The organism is Plantactinospora alkalitolerans (genome assembly GCF_015690345.1).
GTDB classification, from domain to species: domain Bacteria; phylum Actinomycetota; class Actinomycetes; order Mycobacteriales; family Micromonosporaceae; genus Plantactinospora; species Plantactinospora alkalitolerans.
Genome location: NZ_JADPUN010000238.1, coordinates 1 through 16,899, shown reverse-complemented (window position 1 = coordinate 16,899; position 16,899 = coordinate 1). Strand labels below are relative to the sequence as shown.

The following is a 16,899-nucleotide window of genomic DNA, read 5'->3' as shown; positions in this document are numbered from 1 at the left end:
GTCAGTTGCCGTATATCTCGGCGATTTCCGTCGAGTATGTCTTCTCTACGACGTTCCGCTTGACCTTCATCGACGGCGTCAATTCACCGGTGCCCTCGGTGAAGTCCCGGGGAAGGATCCGGAACTGCTTGATGGCTTCGGCCCGGGAGACGCCCCTGTTGGCCTCGTCCACGGCGGTCTGGATCTCGGCCCGCAGCTCCGGATCGTTCCGCAGCGCCTCGACCTCGGTGTCCTCCGGCCGGCCGTGCTCCCGTAGCCAGCTCGGCAGGGCCTCCGCGTCGATGGTGACCAGCGCGGCGACGAAGGGCCGCCGGTCACCGACCGCCATGCACTGGCTGACCAGCCGGTGCGCCCGGACCGCGTCCTCCAGTACGGCGGGTGCGACGTTCTTGCCGTTGGCCGTAACGATGATCTCCTTCTTCCGCCCGGTGATGCACAGGTAGCCGTCCCGGTCGAGTTCGCCCAGGTCGCCGCTGTGGAACCAGCCGTCGGAGGTGAGCACCTCGGCGGTCGCCTCCGGGTTGTTCCAGTAGCCCTGGAACACCACGTCGCCCTTGATCAGGATCTCGCCGTCGTCCGCGATCCGGATGGTGACTCCGGGCAGTGGCCGGCCGACGGTGCCGATCCGGGTGGCGCCGGGCAGGTTCACCGCGACCGCCGGTGAGGTCTCGGTCAGGCCGTACCCCTCGTAGACCAGCACCCCCACGCCCCGGAAGAAGTGGCCGAGCCGGGCGCCCAGTGGGGCGCCGCCGGAGATGGCGTTCTGGCAGCGGCCGCCGAGCGCGGCCCGGAGTTTGCGGTAGACCAGCCGGTCGAAGACCTGGTGCCGCAGCCGCAGGCCCATGCCCGGCCCGGAGGGTGTGTCCAGCGCCTGGCTGTACGCGATCGCCACCCGCTCGGCGTTGGCGAAGATCTTGGCCTTGCCCTCGTCGCTCGCCTTCTGGACGGCGCCGGTGTAGACCTTCTCGAAGACCCGGGGTACCGACAGCACGAAACTGGGCTGGAACTCCTTCAGTTCGCTGACCAGGTTCCGGGTGTCGGCGCTGTGTGCCACGGTGGCCCGGGCCCGTACCGTGCCGATCTGGATCAGTCGGGCGAACGAGTGGGCCAGCGGCAGGAAGAGCAGCGTCGACGCCCCCTCGTTGAAGAGGTTGGACAGCACCGGGATGGCGTTGCAGATGTCGGAGAGCATGTTCCGGTGGGTCAGCACGCAGCCCTTGGGGCGGCCGGTGGTGCCGCTGGTGTAGATGATGGTGGCGATGTCCGCCGCCTTCACCGCCTTGCGGCGTACGTCGACCTCGGCCGGGTCGACCTGGTCACCGAGGCCCACCAGTTCGTCGAGTCCGCCGAGTTCGATCTGCCAGACCTGCTCCAGGTTGGGTAGCCGGTCCCGGATGCCGGAGAGCGCGACGGCGTGCGCGTTCGTCTCCAGCACGCAGGCCACCGCGCCGGAGTCCGACAGGATCCAGGCCACCTGTTCGGGGCTGGAGGTGTCGTAGATCGGCACGGTGACGGCGCCGGCAGCCCAGATCGCGTAGTCGGTCAGGGTCCACTCGTACCGGGTCCGGCACATCAGGCCGACCCGCGCTCCCGGGGTGATCCCGGCGGCGACCAGGCCGCGGGCCAGCGCGACCACCTCGTCCCGGAACTGCCGGCAGGTGATGTCGGTCCACTCGCCGTCGGTGCCGGAGGTGCCCGGGGCGCGGCGGACGAACTGCACGCTGTCCGGCGCCTGCTCGGCGTTGTCCCAGACCGGGTCGGTGAGGTTGGCCGCGTCGCCGACCGTGACCGCTGGCGGGACCGAGAACTCGCGCACCTGCACTCCCTCGTGCTCGTATCGGACCGGCCTGCCTCCGACCGCTCCGGCTACCCCGCAACCTACCTGTCGTCCGGGTCACCTCGCCCGATGAGGTACGCCCACCGGCACACGAATGGGGCGAGGTGGTGGGCCGGAGCCACCCCCTTGCGAGGTAGCCTGCCGGGCATGGCGGATTCCTCCACCCAGTCGATCGTCATCGCCGCGCCCCCGAGCCGGGTGACGGAAGTGATCTGCGATTTTCCGCGCTACACCGAGTGGGCCGAAGCGGTGAAGCGGGTCGAGGTGGCCGAGGAATACGAGGACGGTTACGCCGCCCAGGTCCGGTTCGTGCTTGATGCCGCTGTGATGACCGACGAGTACACCTTGGCGTACGAGTACTCCGAGGACATCTCGCGGATCGAGTGGCACCTGGTGGAGCCCTCACGGATGCAGCGGACCCAGAACGGGTCGTACGACATCGAGGACAACGGGGACGGCACCTCGACCGTGACCTACACGCTCGAGGTCGAGTTGTCGGTGGGCATGTTGGGCATGTTCCGCCGCAAGGCCGAGAAAATGATCATGGATGCCGCACTGACCCAGCTCAAGCGGCGGGTGGAGACGACGGACGGGGCGCGTTGACGCGTTCGCCCGGTGCGCGTCGAGCGTAAAGGAGCCGATCATGGGAGCAGACGGTTCGTCCGGCGGACCGACCGATCCGGGATCCGCACGCGAGGAGGCCGAGCGGCTGGTCGCCGCCGCGCTCGCGATGGCCCGTTCGGCCGCTTCCGGGGCCCGGGACCGGGCGGGAACCTTCGGTCCGCTCAGCCAGGTGATCTCCGACGTACTGGACCAGGTGGTCCCGTCCCCGCAGCGGACCGAGTCGCCGCCCCGGCAGGCGGAACCGTGGTCGACGACCACCGATCCCTGGTCGGCCGCGACGACCGAGCGCGCTCCGGCAGCGACGGATCCGGCGGCGACGGATCCGGACAGCGGACCGTTGGCCGAGCCCGCTCCGGCGGCGACGGATCCGGACAGCGGACCCTCGGCCGAGGTCCCTCCGCGGGCCGGGCACTCGGACGCGGGCTCTCCGTCGGCCGAGCCCCCTCCGCAGGCCAAGCGCTCGGGTGCGGGCTCTCCGCTGGGCGAGGGCTCTCCGCTGGGCGCCGGTTTCGCCACCGGTGGACCCGAATGCTGCGTCTGTCCCGTCTGCCGGTCCATCGCCGCCCTGCGCGATCCGAGTCCGGAATTCGCCGAACGGCTCGCCACCGGCGCCGGTGACTTCGCGGCCGGGGTGGCCAGCCTGCTCCGCGCGTTCTCCGCCGTCGCCGGGAACACGGGCAACAGCACCGCCGCCGACACCGGCGGCCGGCGCGATGCCGACGCCGCGGACACCCCCGCTGCCAGGTCAGCCGCCCCCACAAGTGACCGGGAAGACGCGGTGTGGCGCGAAGCCACTCGTACCAGGCATGATTCGTGGCCGGCGGACGAGCAGGACGTCTGGGCGGACGCCACCCGCGCGGAGGTTGGAGCCCAGGAAACCGGGATGACCGCCGATCCGGACCGGTCGACCTCGGCCGGGACGGGCGGGGCCCGGTCCGACGGCTCGTCGGCCGCCGGGCGACCACCGGTGCCCGCCTCGCGGACCCCGGAGGGACCGGTCACCGCCGGCCCGGGCGAGCAGGCGACCCCCGACCAGGGACCCTGACTGCCGGAACCGTCCGACCGGGCGGACCGGAGGCCACGGCGGTGGTGACGGGCACGGTAGGGCGGCAGGGGCGGGGAAGCGACCGCGAGGGCGGTACGGCAGAGGGGAGCGGCAGCGGTGACGCTGACCATCGGAGTCGATGTCGGGGGTACGAAGGTGGCCGCCGGCGTCGTCGACATGGCGGGTGAGGTGCAGGCGTCTATTCGCCGCGACACCCCCGCCGACGACGTCGCCAAGACCCGCGACGTGATCGTCGAGGTGGTCAAGGAACTGGCGGCCGAGCACGAGGTGGACGCGGTGGGCATCGGTGCCGCCGGCTGGATCGACGCCGCCCGGTCAACCGTGCTGTTCGCCCCGAACATCGCATGGCGGAACGAACCGATACGCGACTACGTCAGCAACGCCGTCGGACTGCCGGTGATCGTGGAGAACGACGCCAACGTCGCGGCCTGGGCCGAGTTCCGCTACGGCGCGGGCCGGGAGGCGGACGACTCGATGGTGCTGTTCACCATCGGCACCGGCGTCGGCGGCGGGATCGTGCTCGGCGGGGAACTGCTGCGCGGCGCGCACGGCATCGCGGCGGAACTCGGGCACATGCTCTCGGTGCCGGACGGCCACCTGTGCGGCTGCGGTCGGCTCGGCTGCATCGAGCAGTACGCCAGCGGCAACGCCCTGGTCAGGTTCGCCCGCGCGGGTGCCCGGCAGGAGCCGGACCGGGCGAAGATCCTGCTCGAACTGGCCGGCGGCTACGTCGACGCGGTGACCGGGCCGATGGTGACCGCGGCGGCCAGATCCGGTGACCCGGTCTCCGGTGACGCGTTCGCGCAGATCGGCCGGTGGCTCGGCATCGGCCTGGCCGACATGGCACAGATTCTCGATCCGCAGCTTCTGGTCGTCGGCGGTGGCGTGGTCGAGGCGGGTGAGCTGTTGCTCGGCCCGACCCGGCGGTCCTATCTGGACGCCCTCTCGGCGCGTGCCACAATCCCGGTGGCGGAGATCCGTCCGGCGGAACTGGGCAACACCGCCGGGCTGGTCGGCGCGGCGGACCTGGCTCGGCGGCGGTAGCCGGGAACAGCTCGGCGGCGGTAGCCGGGAACAGATTGGCGGCGGTAGCCGGGAACAGATTGGCGGCGGCCGAGAACCTCCGGCGGCGGCCGAGAACAGCAGAGCAAGGGGTACGGCGTGGGGCAGGTGCAGTCCCCCGGAGACGGGGATTCGTCGGTGCGCCTGCGGGTGCTGTCGTACAACGTGCACGGCCAGCGGGACGACGTCGACGCGCTGGCCGAGGCGGTCCGTGACCTGGACCCCGACGTGGTGATCGTGCAGGAGGCGCCGCGCCGGTTCCGATGGCGACACAAGTGCGCGGCCCTGGCCGACCGCCTCGGTCTGGTGGTCGCCGCAGGCGGCCTGCCGGCACTGGGCAACCTGCTGCTGACCAGCCTGCGGGTCCGGGTCTACCACACCTGGTGCCAGCAGTACCCGCTGACGCCGGGCCGGCACCTGCGCGGAGCGGTCTTCGCCGAGTGCGGGATCGGCTCCGCCCGGTTCGCCCTCGCCGGCTCGCATCTGTCCACCGACCCGACCGAACGCCCCGGACAGGCCGCACTCCTGAAAGAGGCGCTCGCCGCGCTGCGGCTGCCGGTGGTGGTCGGAGCGGACCTCAACGAGAACTCGGGCGGCGGCGCCTGGCGGACCGTCGCCGACGGCCTCACCGACGCCGCAGCCGTGGTGCCAGACGGCGCGTCCCGATTCACCTTCCCGTGCCTCGAACCCCGGGACCGGATAGACGCCCTCTTCGTCGACCCCCGGATCGGCGTACTCGACTACGACGTCGTCGACACCCCGCAAACCCGGCGGGCCAGCGACCACTTCCCCATCCGCGCCGACCTCCTCCTTCCGTCTGAGGTGTAAGGAAGGGCCCCTTGTTATCGCTTTCTGTAGAAGAAGGGCCCCTTCCTAACACCCCTGACAGCTAGCCTTCAGCGGTGCCGCTGACGTTCCCCTCGCATGCCGCGCTGCCGTTGCCGCTCAAGCTCTGGCGGCCCCGCTGGTTCGACGGAGTGGCACTCGTCGTCGGCGCCGCCGCACCCGATCTGGCGTACGCGCTCGACGGGTCGGGCCTACCGGTGTTTCCGCTGTCGCACCAGCCGGCCGGACTGATCCTGTTCTGCCTGCCGGTTACTGTGCTCTGCGGAGCACTCGTGCGCTGGGCCGCGCCGACGGTCGCCGTACACCTGCCGTGCCGGCCTGCCTCGCTCGCCCTGCGCGATTACGGCGTGCTCGGCGTCTCCCGGCCCGCCCTCGCGGTCAGCGCCGGTTCGGCCGTACTCGCCGCCGCCAGTCATCAGGGGTGGGACCGGGTGACCCAGGACGCGCCCCTGTTCGACGCCGCCTCGACGGTGCTCGGCGCGCTGGCCGCGCTGGCTCTCGCCGTACACCTCGGGCGCCGGCGGCTGCTGCGGACCTGGCACGGTGGGCCGCCCGCCGTGCCGGCCCGACCGGGTCTGTTCTGGTCGGTCGCGGTGGCGGTCACCGCCGCCGGGGTCCTGGTCGCGTCGCAGCTGCCGGGCGCGTTCCTGCCACACACCACCGGGGTACGACTGATCGGCGCGCTGGCGCTCGGACTGCTTGCCGGCGCGGGCGCGACGATCCTGCTGCGCCGGTCCGCAGGCGTCACCCCGCCCGATGACCACGAGGTTGCCGAAGCCCCGTCAGTGCCGTGACCGGTCCGGCGGCTTGCTGCGCGCCGTACCGGGAGATGGTTACGGGCGTCGGGCGGTCTCGGCCACGAAGGCCCGCCAGGCGGCCGGGTCGAAGGCCAGGGCCGGGCCGGTCGGGTCCTTGCCGCCATCGCCGACGAGTAGCCGGCGCACCATCCAGCGTCCGAAGTGGATCGCACCACCCGCTCGCACCTGGTCGACCGTGACGCACCGGTCGAGCCTCTGAAAGAGGTGCTCGTCGTTCAGGGCGACATCAACGGCTGACCTACCTGGCTGTGACGACCCTCCGTCCGTCCCGGGGGGACGGTGTTCTGGGGTCGGAACGGGACCATGCCGATCGAGGATCACTGATACCGTGACGCATGGCGATCGGTTGCTGTCAATCAGTGACACGGGAGATCCGTCTTCTGAACTACGGGGGAGAGAGATGTCGAGAAGGGTATGCGGATGGTCACGTCCGTGGACGGTGATCGCTGCCTTCATGGCGGCGACAGTCGCCGGTGCGGCGGCCGTTCCGGCCGGTGCGATCGCGAGCCCACCGGCGCTCGCGCGGGTAGCGGAGACCACGAACGCGCGGGCTGTCGAGACCACGATCGATGAAAAATACCGGGCAGCCGCCGTTCTGGGTTGGGTGCCACGGGAAGAGGTCACGCTTTCCGACCGCGACTTCGTCTCGGTCCTCTGGGAGAAGGCCTCGGAGAAGCACAACGCCGAGGTGAAGGCCGCCGCGCTGGCCGCCTTCAGCGACGCGACCGACGCTGACGCCGCGTCCGCCGAGTTCATCCGAACTGGCATCTTCGCGGCGAACAATCGGGACGCGGCCGCGAAGGCGCGCAAGGCCGAGCTGGACACGATCCGGCTGCGCGCGGCTCAGGAGATCAACTGGGTGCCGGCGAACAACACCGAGCGGACCACGATGCTGGACCAGACGCTGCAGAACTATCTGCTGGCGTTCTGGCGCAAGGCGGCGACCTGGCCGGAGGTCAAGGCGGCCGCCGAGCCGCTGACCGCGGCCGACGCCACCGACGAGCAGCGTCTGGACTTCCTCCAGCACGCGCTGTTCGAGAAGGCCGAGGCCGACCGGCAGAACGAGATCGCCAACGGCAACGCCGAGGAGGTGGCTGCCCGGCAGGCCGCAGCGCTGCGGTCGGCGAAGGAGAAGGCGGTCGCGACCGCGTTGAAGCGGTCGGCGACGTCGTACGAACTTGACGACCTGGAGATGCGTGAGCTGATCTACCTGTTCGCGTCGCAGAGCACGGGCCGCAAGGTCAAGTTGGACGCGACGGTTGCCTACGCCAACTCCTCGGAGGAGGTGTGGGTCGCGTTCATCTTCACCGGCGTGCACCTCGCCAACAAGGTCGACCTCGATGAGCGTGACCTCGCCGAGGCGCGGGCGAACGAGGTCAGGGTCCGCGACATCATGTACGCAGCCGAGGCGGACGGCTTCCAGCCCGAGACGGTGACGGCGGCCAAGAGGGCGCTGGAGGGTCCGGCCCTGGACCGCAGCCTGTTCCTGTTGGGTGGCCACGACACCGCTCGTCAGGCCGATTACGTCCGGCCGTCGGCCAACAAGACCGTGATGATCCAGGCGGCCGGTTACAACGGCTGCATCGCCGAACCGATCACGTGGGTGGCCGACTACTTTCTCGCCGGTGTCGAGCTCAACGCTCGCGTGGAGCCGTGCAACGAGGGCAACGTGTCGCAGCGGTGGACCTTGGTGCCGGACACCACCACCGGGCGCTACAAGCTCCTGAACGAGCACGAGTCTGCGTGCCTCTTCCCGCCGCCCTCGAAGATCTCGCAGGACGGTGCTCCGATCACCGCCTTTCCGTGCGCCAACGCCCCCGCCACCACGGCTGCCACCATCTGGGAGCTGCTCGACGGCGGGCAGGGCAATGTGGAGATCCGCAACGTCACCAACAACAAGGTGATCACGGCGGTGGCGGGCAGCTCGGCCGGTTCGCTGAACATTGTGCAGAACCCCAACGGTCACCTTGCCGCACAGCAGTGGCGGCTGATCGACCCGTCGCACCAGGCGGCCGCCAGTAGGTCGCCGGCCGGCTCCTTCCGCATCAAGGGCGTGCAGTCCGGCCGCTGCGTCCGGCCGATCGGCGCGCTCGGCACGGCAGGTTCTGGCGCTCTCGCGAACGGGGCCGACATGGAGCTGCGCGACTGCGGGAGCGGCACCGAGCAGATCTGGGACGTGACCCGGCTGTCCGATACCCGGTTCGAGGTGCGCAACCGGGCCTCCGGGTACTGCATCTACGGCAGCGCGGGCTGGGCCGATGTGGTCAACGGGGGATCCGTCGAGCAGGTGAACTGCGGCTCCCATTACACCTCGTGGTCGGTCATGTTCCAGAAGTCCGCCGGGTCCTATCTACGGCACACGATAAGCGGCGCCTACCTGGGTGCGCGGGACAACGGCACGGCCAATGGGACCTTGGTGAAAGCCACGGATTACTCGGCCGCGACCGATCAGCAGTGGATTCTGGAGCCGGTGTCGGAGGGAGCGACCGCGCCGGCGCCGATCTGGGCCTCGTCTGGCAAACCCCTGACCAGTTTCTCCGGCACCGCGGTCACCTTCCAACCAGCGTGCACCAGCACCGACTGGGCCATTTCCTTCTGGAACCCGACAACTTCCGCCCACTGGCGGTCCGACGCGGCGAACGCCAAGAAGGGCCTGATCCGGGCGGATGTGACGGCGCCACCGACCACCCAGACTCCATTCCAGTACTGCGTCGTCGGGATGCCGACCAGCACCCAGATGGAAGTGACGCTGCGAAACATCGGAAGGAACGCCTACGTGCGGGAGGCGATGGATGTCAGCCCCGCCGGGATGCTTATCGCCGACCAGACGTCGGCGGCGAACGCGGAACGGTTCATCCTGCAACAGCGCCGGTCCACCCAGATCAGCGGCAACATGACGATCCTGGTGCTGCAGTCGAAGGCGACGAAGAAGTACGCGCAGATCGACACGACCGCGACGGGCACGAATAGCAAGGTCGTCCGGTTCATCAATGCCACCCCGGGGCCGGCCAACGAGCTGCAGAGCTACGACTGGTGACCGTACCGGGGCGGGCGCGCCTGATGGCGCCGCCCGCCCCGGGCACCCTCGTCCATTTCCTCGAACTCACCGACACCGTCGGGAGGCGCTTCATGCCGAAAATCAATCGCCAGGGACGGGCGTCGGCAGCACTGCTGGCCGCCGTACTCGCCTTAGGAGTCATGCAGTTCGCGCCGGTCACCCCGGCGATCGCGGCGGCCAGTCAGGCCGACCGGGAACGGGTCCAGTGGCGGGCCATGTCCGACGGTCGCTGGGAGGTCCGGACGGCCGCGGTCGTGGCGCTGAACAGCTCCGATCCCAATGCCGTCACCAGGTTTCTGCAGACCGGGCTGACGTCCGCCATCAACCGGGCCGTCAGCTTCGAGCGCGCCGACGTCGCGGAGATCAACTATTGGTTGCGGATATCGCCCACCGACTCGGCCGTACATCTCGGCTGCGAACGTGCGTTGTTGGCGACGCACGACGAGAAGCACGACTTCGTCGAGACCGGACTGGCCATCGCGCAGGAGCTGGACGCGTCCGGTCAGCACCAGCACGAGGAGGAGGTGGCGGAGCAGGCCCAGGCCGACCGCGACTTCGTGGCGTCGCTCGCGCAGTCCGACCCGGGACCGCAGGTTCGGGCGGCGGCGGTCGCGGCGCTCGCCGGCGGCGAGGACCGGGACATCGCCGACTTCTTCAAGTACTACTGGGCTGCCGGGGCGCGGCTCGACGACGAGGCGTACCGGCTCGCGATCAGCGACCTGGATCTGCGGGGTAACGCGGCGCTGGCGCGACTGCGGCAGGCGGCCCTCGACGCGGAGGCTGCCGAGGCAGCGGCCAGCGGTGAAGCTGCCGAGAAGCTGCACGCGGAGACCGTTGCCGCCTGGCGCGCCGTGGCCACGGCGGCCACCGGCACCAGCGTGAACTGGGCCGCCGAGCGGGACCGGGCCGCCGAGCAGGCGGCGAAGTGGAGTTCGGTGGCCGAGTACGCCCAGGGGGCCACCACCGAGCAGGACTGGGCTGCCGTGGTGGCCCGCGCCGGCACCAACGCCGCTGCCTGGCAGGACGCGGTCCGCTGGGCCGAGGAACAGGCCCAGATGTGGGCGCGGCTGGCCGAGGAGGCGGACGACCGATGAACCGGCGACTGATGGACGTGGTCCTGCGCTTTGTCATGACGGTGGTCCTCGGCTTCTCGCTCGGCGGGGCGGTCGTGACCTCGCCTGCGCAGGCCGAGCCAAAGCCCGCCGCCACCGTGAGCAGCGTGGACTGGACCGACGAGGAGGCGGACTGGTACCGCGACAGTGTCGCTGACATCGCCGTCTACGCGGCCGAGCCCGAGGTCCGGGACGCGGCCAACGCGGCGCTGGCGGTCGGAACCACCCAGGCCATCGCCGACTTCGTGAACACCGGCTGGGCGCAGGCCCGGCTCGCCGCGAGCCAGCGCAAGACCCGGGAGAAGAACCAGGTCAAGGCGTGGTCCACCAGCGGCGGAACGAATGTGAAGCGGGCCGCCAGCCTGGCGCTGCTGGGCGGCGACTACGCCATCAGCGAGTTCGTGGCCTGGGGCTACGAGGTTGCCGATCGGCTGGACCACCCGGTCACCGACACCGACGCCGAGCGTGAGCGGATCTACGCCCGCGTCGAGCAGATGATCGCGATGGGTGGGCCGACCGTCGTGGCCGAGGGCGGCCAGGCGCTCGCGTCCGCGGATCCGGCGACGATCGCCGACTTCTACACCACCGGCTATGCCGTGGCCAACCGGGTCGACTGGGACAATCGCGAACGGGTTCGGCTGGCCATCGAGCAGCGTAACCAGGCTCTGGACGCGCTCACTGCCGGCGCTGCCGCTGCGGAAGCCGGTGCTCGGGCGCGGGCGGAGATCATCGCCGCGAACATCGAGGGCCTGCGGTATCTCGAGGACGCACTGCTTGCCATGCGGCAGGCGGCTGGTGCGGCCAACGCCGCAGAGCAGGTCTTCGAGCAGGACCGGGTGAACCGTCCCCGCCAGCCGGGCCGGACCGCTCTGCTGGAGGCGCACAAAGCCGACGCCCTCACCCAGGCGAACCGGGCGCAGCAGACGGCGTTGCAGATGAACGCCGTCCTCGCCCGGGTGCAGGTGGCCGCGAGGGACCTGATCGAGTCGGGCCAGGACCACGGTCAGGACTGGGCGCAGGTCACCATCGCGGTCGGACTGTCCGCGCAGGCGGCGGCGCACGCCGCCGGGACGGCTGGCGAGGCCGCCACGGCCACGCTCGCCGACAGCCTGGCGCTGGACGCCGACCAGAACGCCACGCTGCACGCGAACAACGCGGCCCGGTGGCTGGCCGAGACCAAGTATCAGGAGAAGGTGGCCGCAGACCAGGCGGTCGTGGCCAAGGCACAGCAGAAGATCGCCGAGGACGCTGCCAAGCGGGCCAAGGACCAGCGCGGCATCGCGGAGCAGGCCGCCACCGACGCCCGTCAGCACGCGGGCAGGGCGAAGTCGTTGCGGGCCGACGCCGAGCGGGCGTCCGCGAACGCGATCGCCCAGGCTCAGGTCGCCGCGTCGGCTCAGATGGAGGCGAACGGCGCTGTCCAGCGAGAGTCGGCGGCGATCAACCGGGTCAACCGGGCCGGTGCGGAACTCCAGGCTGCCACCTCCCGCTGCTTCGCCGCCGAGGAGGAGTACAACGCCATCACCGCGGCCTTGCAGAAGGCCCGGGACGAGGCCATCGCGGCCGGGCAGGATGCCGACGAGGCAACTCGCGACCTGCAGATCCAGGCCGACCGCGCCCGTGACGCCTTCCACTCCGCGCAGGCCTGGGCGGGCCGGGCGAGGGCGGCAGCCGATGCGGCCCGTGGCGAGGCCGAGAGGGCCAGTGCCGCGGCCAAGACGGCGCGGGACGCCGCCAAGATCGCGCAGCAGAGCGCACTGACCGCCCGGCGGGCGTCCGACAGCGCCGGGCAGGCGGCCGTCGCCAGCGTGCGCGCGGCGGAGAACGCCCGGGTGAGCGCGGAGAACACGCAGGCCGAGGCGGCGGCCGCGGTCCGGGAGGCAGGACACGCTGTCGTCCAGGCGGACATCGCGGGCAACGCGGCCGGCAGTGCCGCATTGCTGGCGGAGCTGACCATCGATCGGGCCGGCACCGCAAGCTACATCGCGGCGCGGTTCGCCGCGGTCAACGCCGATGCCCGGAACGCGCTTGCGGTCGCCAGCGAGGCGATCGTGGTAGCCCAGGAGCAGGCCGCGGCGGCGCAGGAGCGGGCCGACGAGGCCAACGCGGCGGCGGAGCACGCTTCCCAGGAGGCTACCGACGCGGTAGGCGACATCAAGCCGGCGTACGAGGCGGCGGCCCGCGCGGTCGGCTCAGCGAGCACGGCGATCGGTGCGGCCAACAAGGCGTACCAGGCTGCGGTGGCGGCCACCGCCGACGCGAACGGGGCCACCACGGCCGCCAACGTCGCGACCCAGTGGGAGTCGGCGGCGTGGCGGGACGCCAGCATCGCGGACTACGCGGCGCAGAACGCCAGCCTGGCGGCGGCCAGCGCGGGCCGGGCCTCGGCCAGCATCGACAAGGCGTACGCGTGGGCCAAGTCGGCCACCGCGAACATCCACGCCCAGGCCAAGAAGCTCTCCGACACCCTCAAGGGACTGCAGGACGAGCAGGCGAAGCAGGAGGCGATCGCCCGGGAGCAGCAGGCGTTCGAGGACAAGGTCAAGGACGGGATCCTCTCCTTCATCGTGTGCCGCGTCACGATGGTGATCGCCTGCAATCACCTCTGGGACCTGGCGCAGCCGGGCCTGCGGACGGCTCTGGACGCGAGCAAGGACCACATCGCCCTGCTGGCCAAGTGCTATACCGGCGACGATGCCGCCTGCGACGAAGGACAGGCAACCGGCGACCAGGTGATCGATTTCTTCGTCCAGGTCGGTGCCGGTCTGGTCGAGGGTGCCAAGGGCTTCGTCCTGGGGCTCAAGGCTCTCGCGGACTGTGGCAGCTGGGTCGTGGTCGGCCTGGACGGTGACTACTTCCAGAACAACTGCGGCAAGACCATCGAGGGCTTCCGGCAGATGCCGGCGATGCTCCGCGACCATCCGCTTGAGCTGATCCACATCACCGAGTGGCGGGAGAACCCGGGGAAGGCACTCGGGCTGACCCTGTTCGACGTCGCCTCGTTCGCCATCCCCGGCGTCGGTGAGGTCGGCGGGGCGCTGAACAAGACGCTCGGTGAGATCAGCAACCTGCTGCGTCTCGGGCTGACCAAGATCTCCGGTGGCATCGGGCGGATCGAGCGGTTCGGGGTCCGGGTCGCCGGGGTGCCGGACGAGATCGCCAGGATCACCGGCATCGGACTGCGGCTGGAGAACGGCGTCGCCAAGTTCGACGAGGCATTCGCCCTCATCGACAAGAAGCTGTACAAGGTCGATGGCGCCACGGCCCGGCTCGACGGGACGGTCGCCGATCTCGAGGGCGCCGTCGTGCACCTCGACGGCGGGCTCCTCAGCATCGAGAACGGGATCGTCACGATCAGGGATCTCGTGCTCAAGGTCGGGCACGACGTCGACTTCCCGGACACACCTCCCGCCTGCAGGATCCCGGCAGCGGCGCCACAGGCGGCGGCAGCGGCGCAACAGGCAGCGGCAGCGGCCAAACAGGCGGCGGCTGCGGCGGCATCGATCTGCAACGGCACTCAGCCTGACGGGAGCTGGCAGTACAAAGAGAACGAGGTCACGCTCAGCCTCAGCAAGCAGGACAACGAGCTGGCGGACGCGGCGATCGACGCCGCCAAGATCGCCGAAAGGGATCTGTCCCCGCGGATCGAGGATCTGATCAACTCGATTCCGGGTGCGGTCCCGGAGGGCTGGGCCCAACGGCTGAAGAAGCCGAACTCGCTGAAGCGCAAGCTTGCCACCGATCTCGACGGGAACACTCCGGCGAGCCAGCTACTTGCAGGCATCGGGGACAATATTCGCTACACCGCAACGTTCGAGATGAATCGGTATGTGCGTGGTGTGGAGGAGATGGTCGCTGCGTTGAAGCTGCAGCAGTACGAGCTGATCAAGGTAAAGAACGGGTGGGTCGCCGGGTCGATGGGCAACTACAAGGGCATCAACGTGACGTGGCGGGACCCGCGGACCGGTCACCTGTTCGAGCTGCAGTTCCACACGCCGGACAGTTTCTGGGTCAACAGGGCCGAGCACCCGTTCTACGAGATCGGCCGGCTCGAGCCGGAACCGGGTGCACCATCACCGTCCGCTTGGGGCATAACGAAAAAGGAAGCCGAAAAGATCTCGGAGGCGATGTGGGCGACCGTTTTGGACCCGAAGGGTGCCGATAAGCTCAACTTCCCGCTGGGGTGGTGATCGGATGGACCACTACTTCGCCGTCGTCGACGACGAGCACGACGTCAAGGATCCGCTCACCGTCGTCCGGGTGTCCGGGCGCACCGGCGTCACCGAGCTCCACGACGACGCCGCCTGGGTGCGGTCGACGCTGCTCGATCGGATCGAGGCGGGCGAGGTCGCGTACCAGGTCCGGCGCATCAGCGAGAAGGCCGCCGCCCGCATCCAGCAACAGCGGGAGAAGAAGGTTGCCTATCGCTACTCGATCATCGTGATCGACGACGACCCGACCGACCAGCCGACGGGTGTGCTGCGCGAATGGGATGCCTCCGACGGCAGTGGGACGTACGGCCAGAGGTACACCCGTGCCGACGGATGGAGGCACAGCAACATACGGAAGGACATCGAGCGGGCGAGCAACATCCGCGACCGGCTCGTGCCCTCCGACGCGGCGACCGTGCACCAGTTCATCGAGTCGATGCGGCGACGATTCGGGTGACCTCGATACGGCGGCGATAGGAACCGAGTGCGGCCCCTCGACCTCAGCGAGCGAGGTCGAGGGGCCGCACTCGGCCCCGCCGGGGCGGGACCGTTGCCGTTGCGACTGGTGTCGATCACGGAGCGCCTGCCGTCCAGCAGGCGCGACAGCGCGGTGCCGTGGCGCACGTTGGCCGACGTGGTCGCGAAGTTGGCCGCGTTCAGGGCGAGGCCGTGCGATCGGGCGCTCCCGGCCCGGTGCGGCGCGCTCGATGGTGTCGGTCAGCCGGCTATGGCCGCCGAGCGGTCTCGGCCACGAATGCCTGCCAGGCGGTGGGGTGGAAGGTCAGGGCGGGACCGGTCGGGTCCTTGCTGTCCCGGACTCCGACGATGCCGGGCAGGTTGTCGGCGACCTCGACGCAGTTGCCGCCGGTACTGTTGCTGCGGCTGCTCTTGCGCCACCGCGCGCCGGTCAGGTCCATGTCTCCGCCACCTCCGCTATCAGCTCGATCGACTGCTGGTGGGGCAGCGCCTCGCCCCGGACAGAGTCCCAGACATCGAGCATATGTTGCACCTGATCCGGACGGTCGACCATCTGCCCGTGGATGTGTCCCTCGAAGTAGACGACCTGCTCACCGACCGGGGGAGTGGCGATCACGAAGGGACCGTCCAGGCCGGCGTAGGCACCGGCCGAGGCCGGCACGACGTGGACCCGGACCCGGGGCAGGGTGGTGCCGACCTTGACCAGGTGCAGGAGTTGCTCGCGCATCACCGCTGGTCCGCCGATCGCGCGGCGCAACGCGCTCTCGTCCATCACGAAGGTGAGCAGCGGAGGACTGGCGCGGGTCAGGATCTCCTGCCGATTCAGCCGGGTGACGACCTGCTGCTCGGTCTCCTCCGGGGTGAGCAGCCCGCTGCTGGCGAGCACGGCGCGGGCGTACGCCTCGGTTTGCAACAACCCCGGCACGTACGTCGGCTCGAAGCCGCGCAGCGCCTTGGCCTCCTGCTCGACGGCGGCCCACTCCCGGAAGTAGCCGACCACGGTCTCCCGGCCGATTTTGCGCTGGATCCGCTCGAAAAGGCCCTCGGTGCCGAAGATGGTGTCGCAGCGGCGGGCGAGGTCCAGACTGGGGCGCCGTTCACACGCCTCCACTTTCGCGATCATCGCGGCGGAATAGTTCGACGTCTCGGCCAGTTCGGCCTGGGACATCTCGCGCTTCGTACGGGCAAGCCGTAACTCCTCGGCGAAGTGTTCGAGCATGGCCGGTCGCTCCACGGACAACCTCCGGACAGATGTGGCGCTGGCTTGGGACAGGTCCCGGACGGGCACGACGAGGCGCTGTACGCCCTGGTGGTATGCGCGTCTCCCCTCCTCAGCGTAGTGGTGTCCATAGCAGAGTGTCAGCAGCGGAACCGTTCGGCGGGCGGCAGACACCCGGGCGGAACCGAGCGGGGAACCGCCCGTCCCGACTCCCCGAGGGGCGTTTCCCCGCATCCAACCGTTCTGTCGAAGAACGGTGTCGCACCATTCGAGGAAGGACAGGACAATGCGACTCTTCCTGCGTACGCCGAAAGGGTTTCGCTTCGCGCCCCTGCACCGCCGCGACTGGCGCCGGCTCTGGCGCTACTGCCGCTGTGGGCTGCGTTGGCCCTGCCCGGGCCGCTTGACCCCGGACCCGCCAGCGCTGGGGGTACTGCCGCCACCAGCGACCATCCCGCAACCTCCGCCGCCCGAGCGCATCCCGGCCCGGTCGGTGGTCACTCCGGACCCGCCACCGCCACCTGCCGGCGTCCGCCCATCCGATCGGCTTCCAGCCCGCCCGACCAACC

13 protein-coding genes are annotated in these 16,899 nt (G+C 70.2%); 9 read left to right on the top strand and 4 right to left on the bottom strand.

The genetic code is table 11. The features are described from left to right. Nucleotide 1 precedes the first annotated feature (1 nt). Nucleotides 2-1,816 (bottom strand): AMP-dependent synthetase/ligase, encoded by a 1,815-nt coding sequence (locus I0C86_RS26765; RefSeq protein WP_196204053.1) that lies wholly within the window; start codon nt 1,814-1,816, stop codon nt 2-4. Between the two features lie 168 nt (nt 1,817-1,984). Between I0C86_RS26765 and I0C86_RS26760 the strand changes: the two genes are divergently transcribed. The 5 genes from I0C86_RS26760 (at nt 1,985) to I0C86_RS26740 (ending at nt 6,229) form a co-directional block, all read left to right on the top strand. Beyond that, on the top strand, nt 1,985-2,440 hold the full coding sequence (locus tag I0C86_RS26760; protein ID WP_196204052.1) for an SRPBCC family protein: 456 nt from the start codon (nt 1,985-1,987) through the stop codon (nt 2,438-2,440). A 358-nt stretch (nt 2,441-2,798) separates the two neighbouring features. Beyond that, nucleotides 2,799-3,506: a hypothetical protein gene (locus I0C86_RS43810; RefSeq protein WP_407676353.1), complete on the top strand. Its 708-nt coding sequence runs from the start codon at nt 2,799-2,801 to the stop codon at nt 3,504-3,506. 117 nt (nt 3,507-3,623) lie between these two features. Beyond that, complete coding sequence (locus tag I0C86_RS26750) at nt 3,624-4,571, top strand: ROK family glucokinase (protein WP_196204051.1); 948 nt, start codon at nt 3,624-3,626, stop codon at nt 4,569-4,571. A gap of 156 nt (nt 4,572-4,727) precedes the next feature. Further along, on the top strand, nt 4,728-5,417 hold the full coding sequence (locus I0C86_RS26745; protein WP_196204060.1) for an endonuclease/exonuclease/phosphatase family protein: 690 nt from the start codon (nt 4,728-4,730) through the stop codon (nt 5,415-5,417). 74 nt (nt 5,418-5,491) lie between these two features. Further along, complete coding sequence (locus I0C86_RS26740) at nt 5,492-6,229, top strand: DUF4184 family protein (protein WP_196204050.1); 738 nt, start codon at nt 5,492-5,494, stop codon at nt 6,227-6,229. Between the two features lie 39 nt (nt 6,230-6,268). Here the strand turns inward: I0C86_RS26740 and I0C86_RS43805 are convergent, their stop codons facing one another. Further along, complete coding sequence (locus tag I0C86_RS43805; protein ID WP_323373866.1) at nt 6,269-6,418, bottom strand: DUF397 domain-containing protein; 150 nt, start codon at nt 6,416-6,418, stop codon at nt 6,269-6,271. A 289-nt stretch (nt 6,419-6,707) separates the two neighbouring features. On the opposite strand from I0C86_RS43805, the gene I0C86_RS26730 reads away from it, so the two are divergent. The 4 genes from I0C86_RS26730 (at nt 6,708) to I0C86_RS43800 (ending at nt 15,091) form a co-directional block, all read left to right on the top strand. After that, nucleotides 6,708-9,290, top strand: a complete 2,583-nt coding sequence (locus I0C86_RS26730; RefSeq protein WP_196204048.1) for an RICIN domain-containing protein — start codon at nt 6,708-6,710, stop codon at nt 9,288-9,290. A gap of 92 nt (nt 9,291-9,382) precedes the next feature. Continuing rightward, nucleotides 9,383-10,405, top strand: coding sequence for a hypothetical protein (locus I0C86_RS26725; RefSeq protein ID WP_196204047.1), 1,023 nt, complete (start codon nt 9,383-9,385; stop codon nt 10,403-10,405). Then, nucleotides 10,402-14,613, top strand: coding sequence for a hypothetical protein (locus I0C86_RS26720; RefSeq protein ID WP_196204046.1), 4,212 nt, complete (start codon nt 10,402-10,404; stop codon nt 14,611-14,613). The genes I0C86_RS26725 and I0C86_RS26720 overlap by 4 nt, the downstream gene beginning before the upstream one ends. 4 nt (nt 14,614-14,617) lie before the next feature. Then, nucleotides 14,618-15,091, top strand: a complete 474-nt coding sequence (locus tag I0C86_RS43800; RefSeq protein ID WP_230394846.1) for a hypothetical protein — start codon at nt 14,618-14,620, stop codon at nt 15,089-15,091. Between the two features lie 268 nt (nt 15,092-15,359). Here I0C86_RS43800 and I0C86_RS26710 read toward each other — a convergent pair whose 3' ends face one another. Then, nucleotides 15,360-15,551: a DUF397 domain-containing protein gene (locus tag I0C86_RS26710; RefSeq protein ID WP_196204045.1), complete on the bottom strand. Its 192-nt coding sequence runs from the start codon at nt 15,549-15,551 to the stop codon at nt 15,360-15,362. Then, nucleotides 15,542-16,345 (bottom strand): helix-turn-helix domain-containing protein, encoded by an 804-nt coding sequence (locus I0C86_RS26705; RefSeq protein WP_323373865.1) that lies wholly within the window; start codon nt 16,343-16,345, stop codon nt 15,542-15,544. The genes I0C86_RS26710 and I0C86_RS26705 overlap by 10 nt, the downstream gene beginning before the upstream one ends. Nucleotides 16,346-16,899 lie beyond the last annotated feature (554 nt).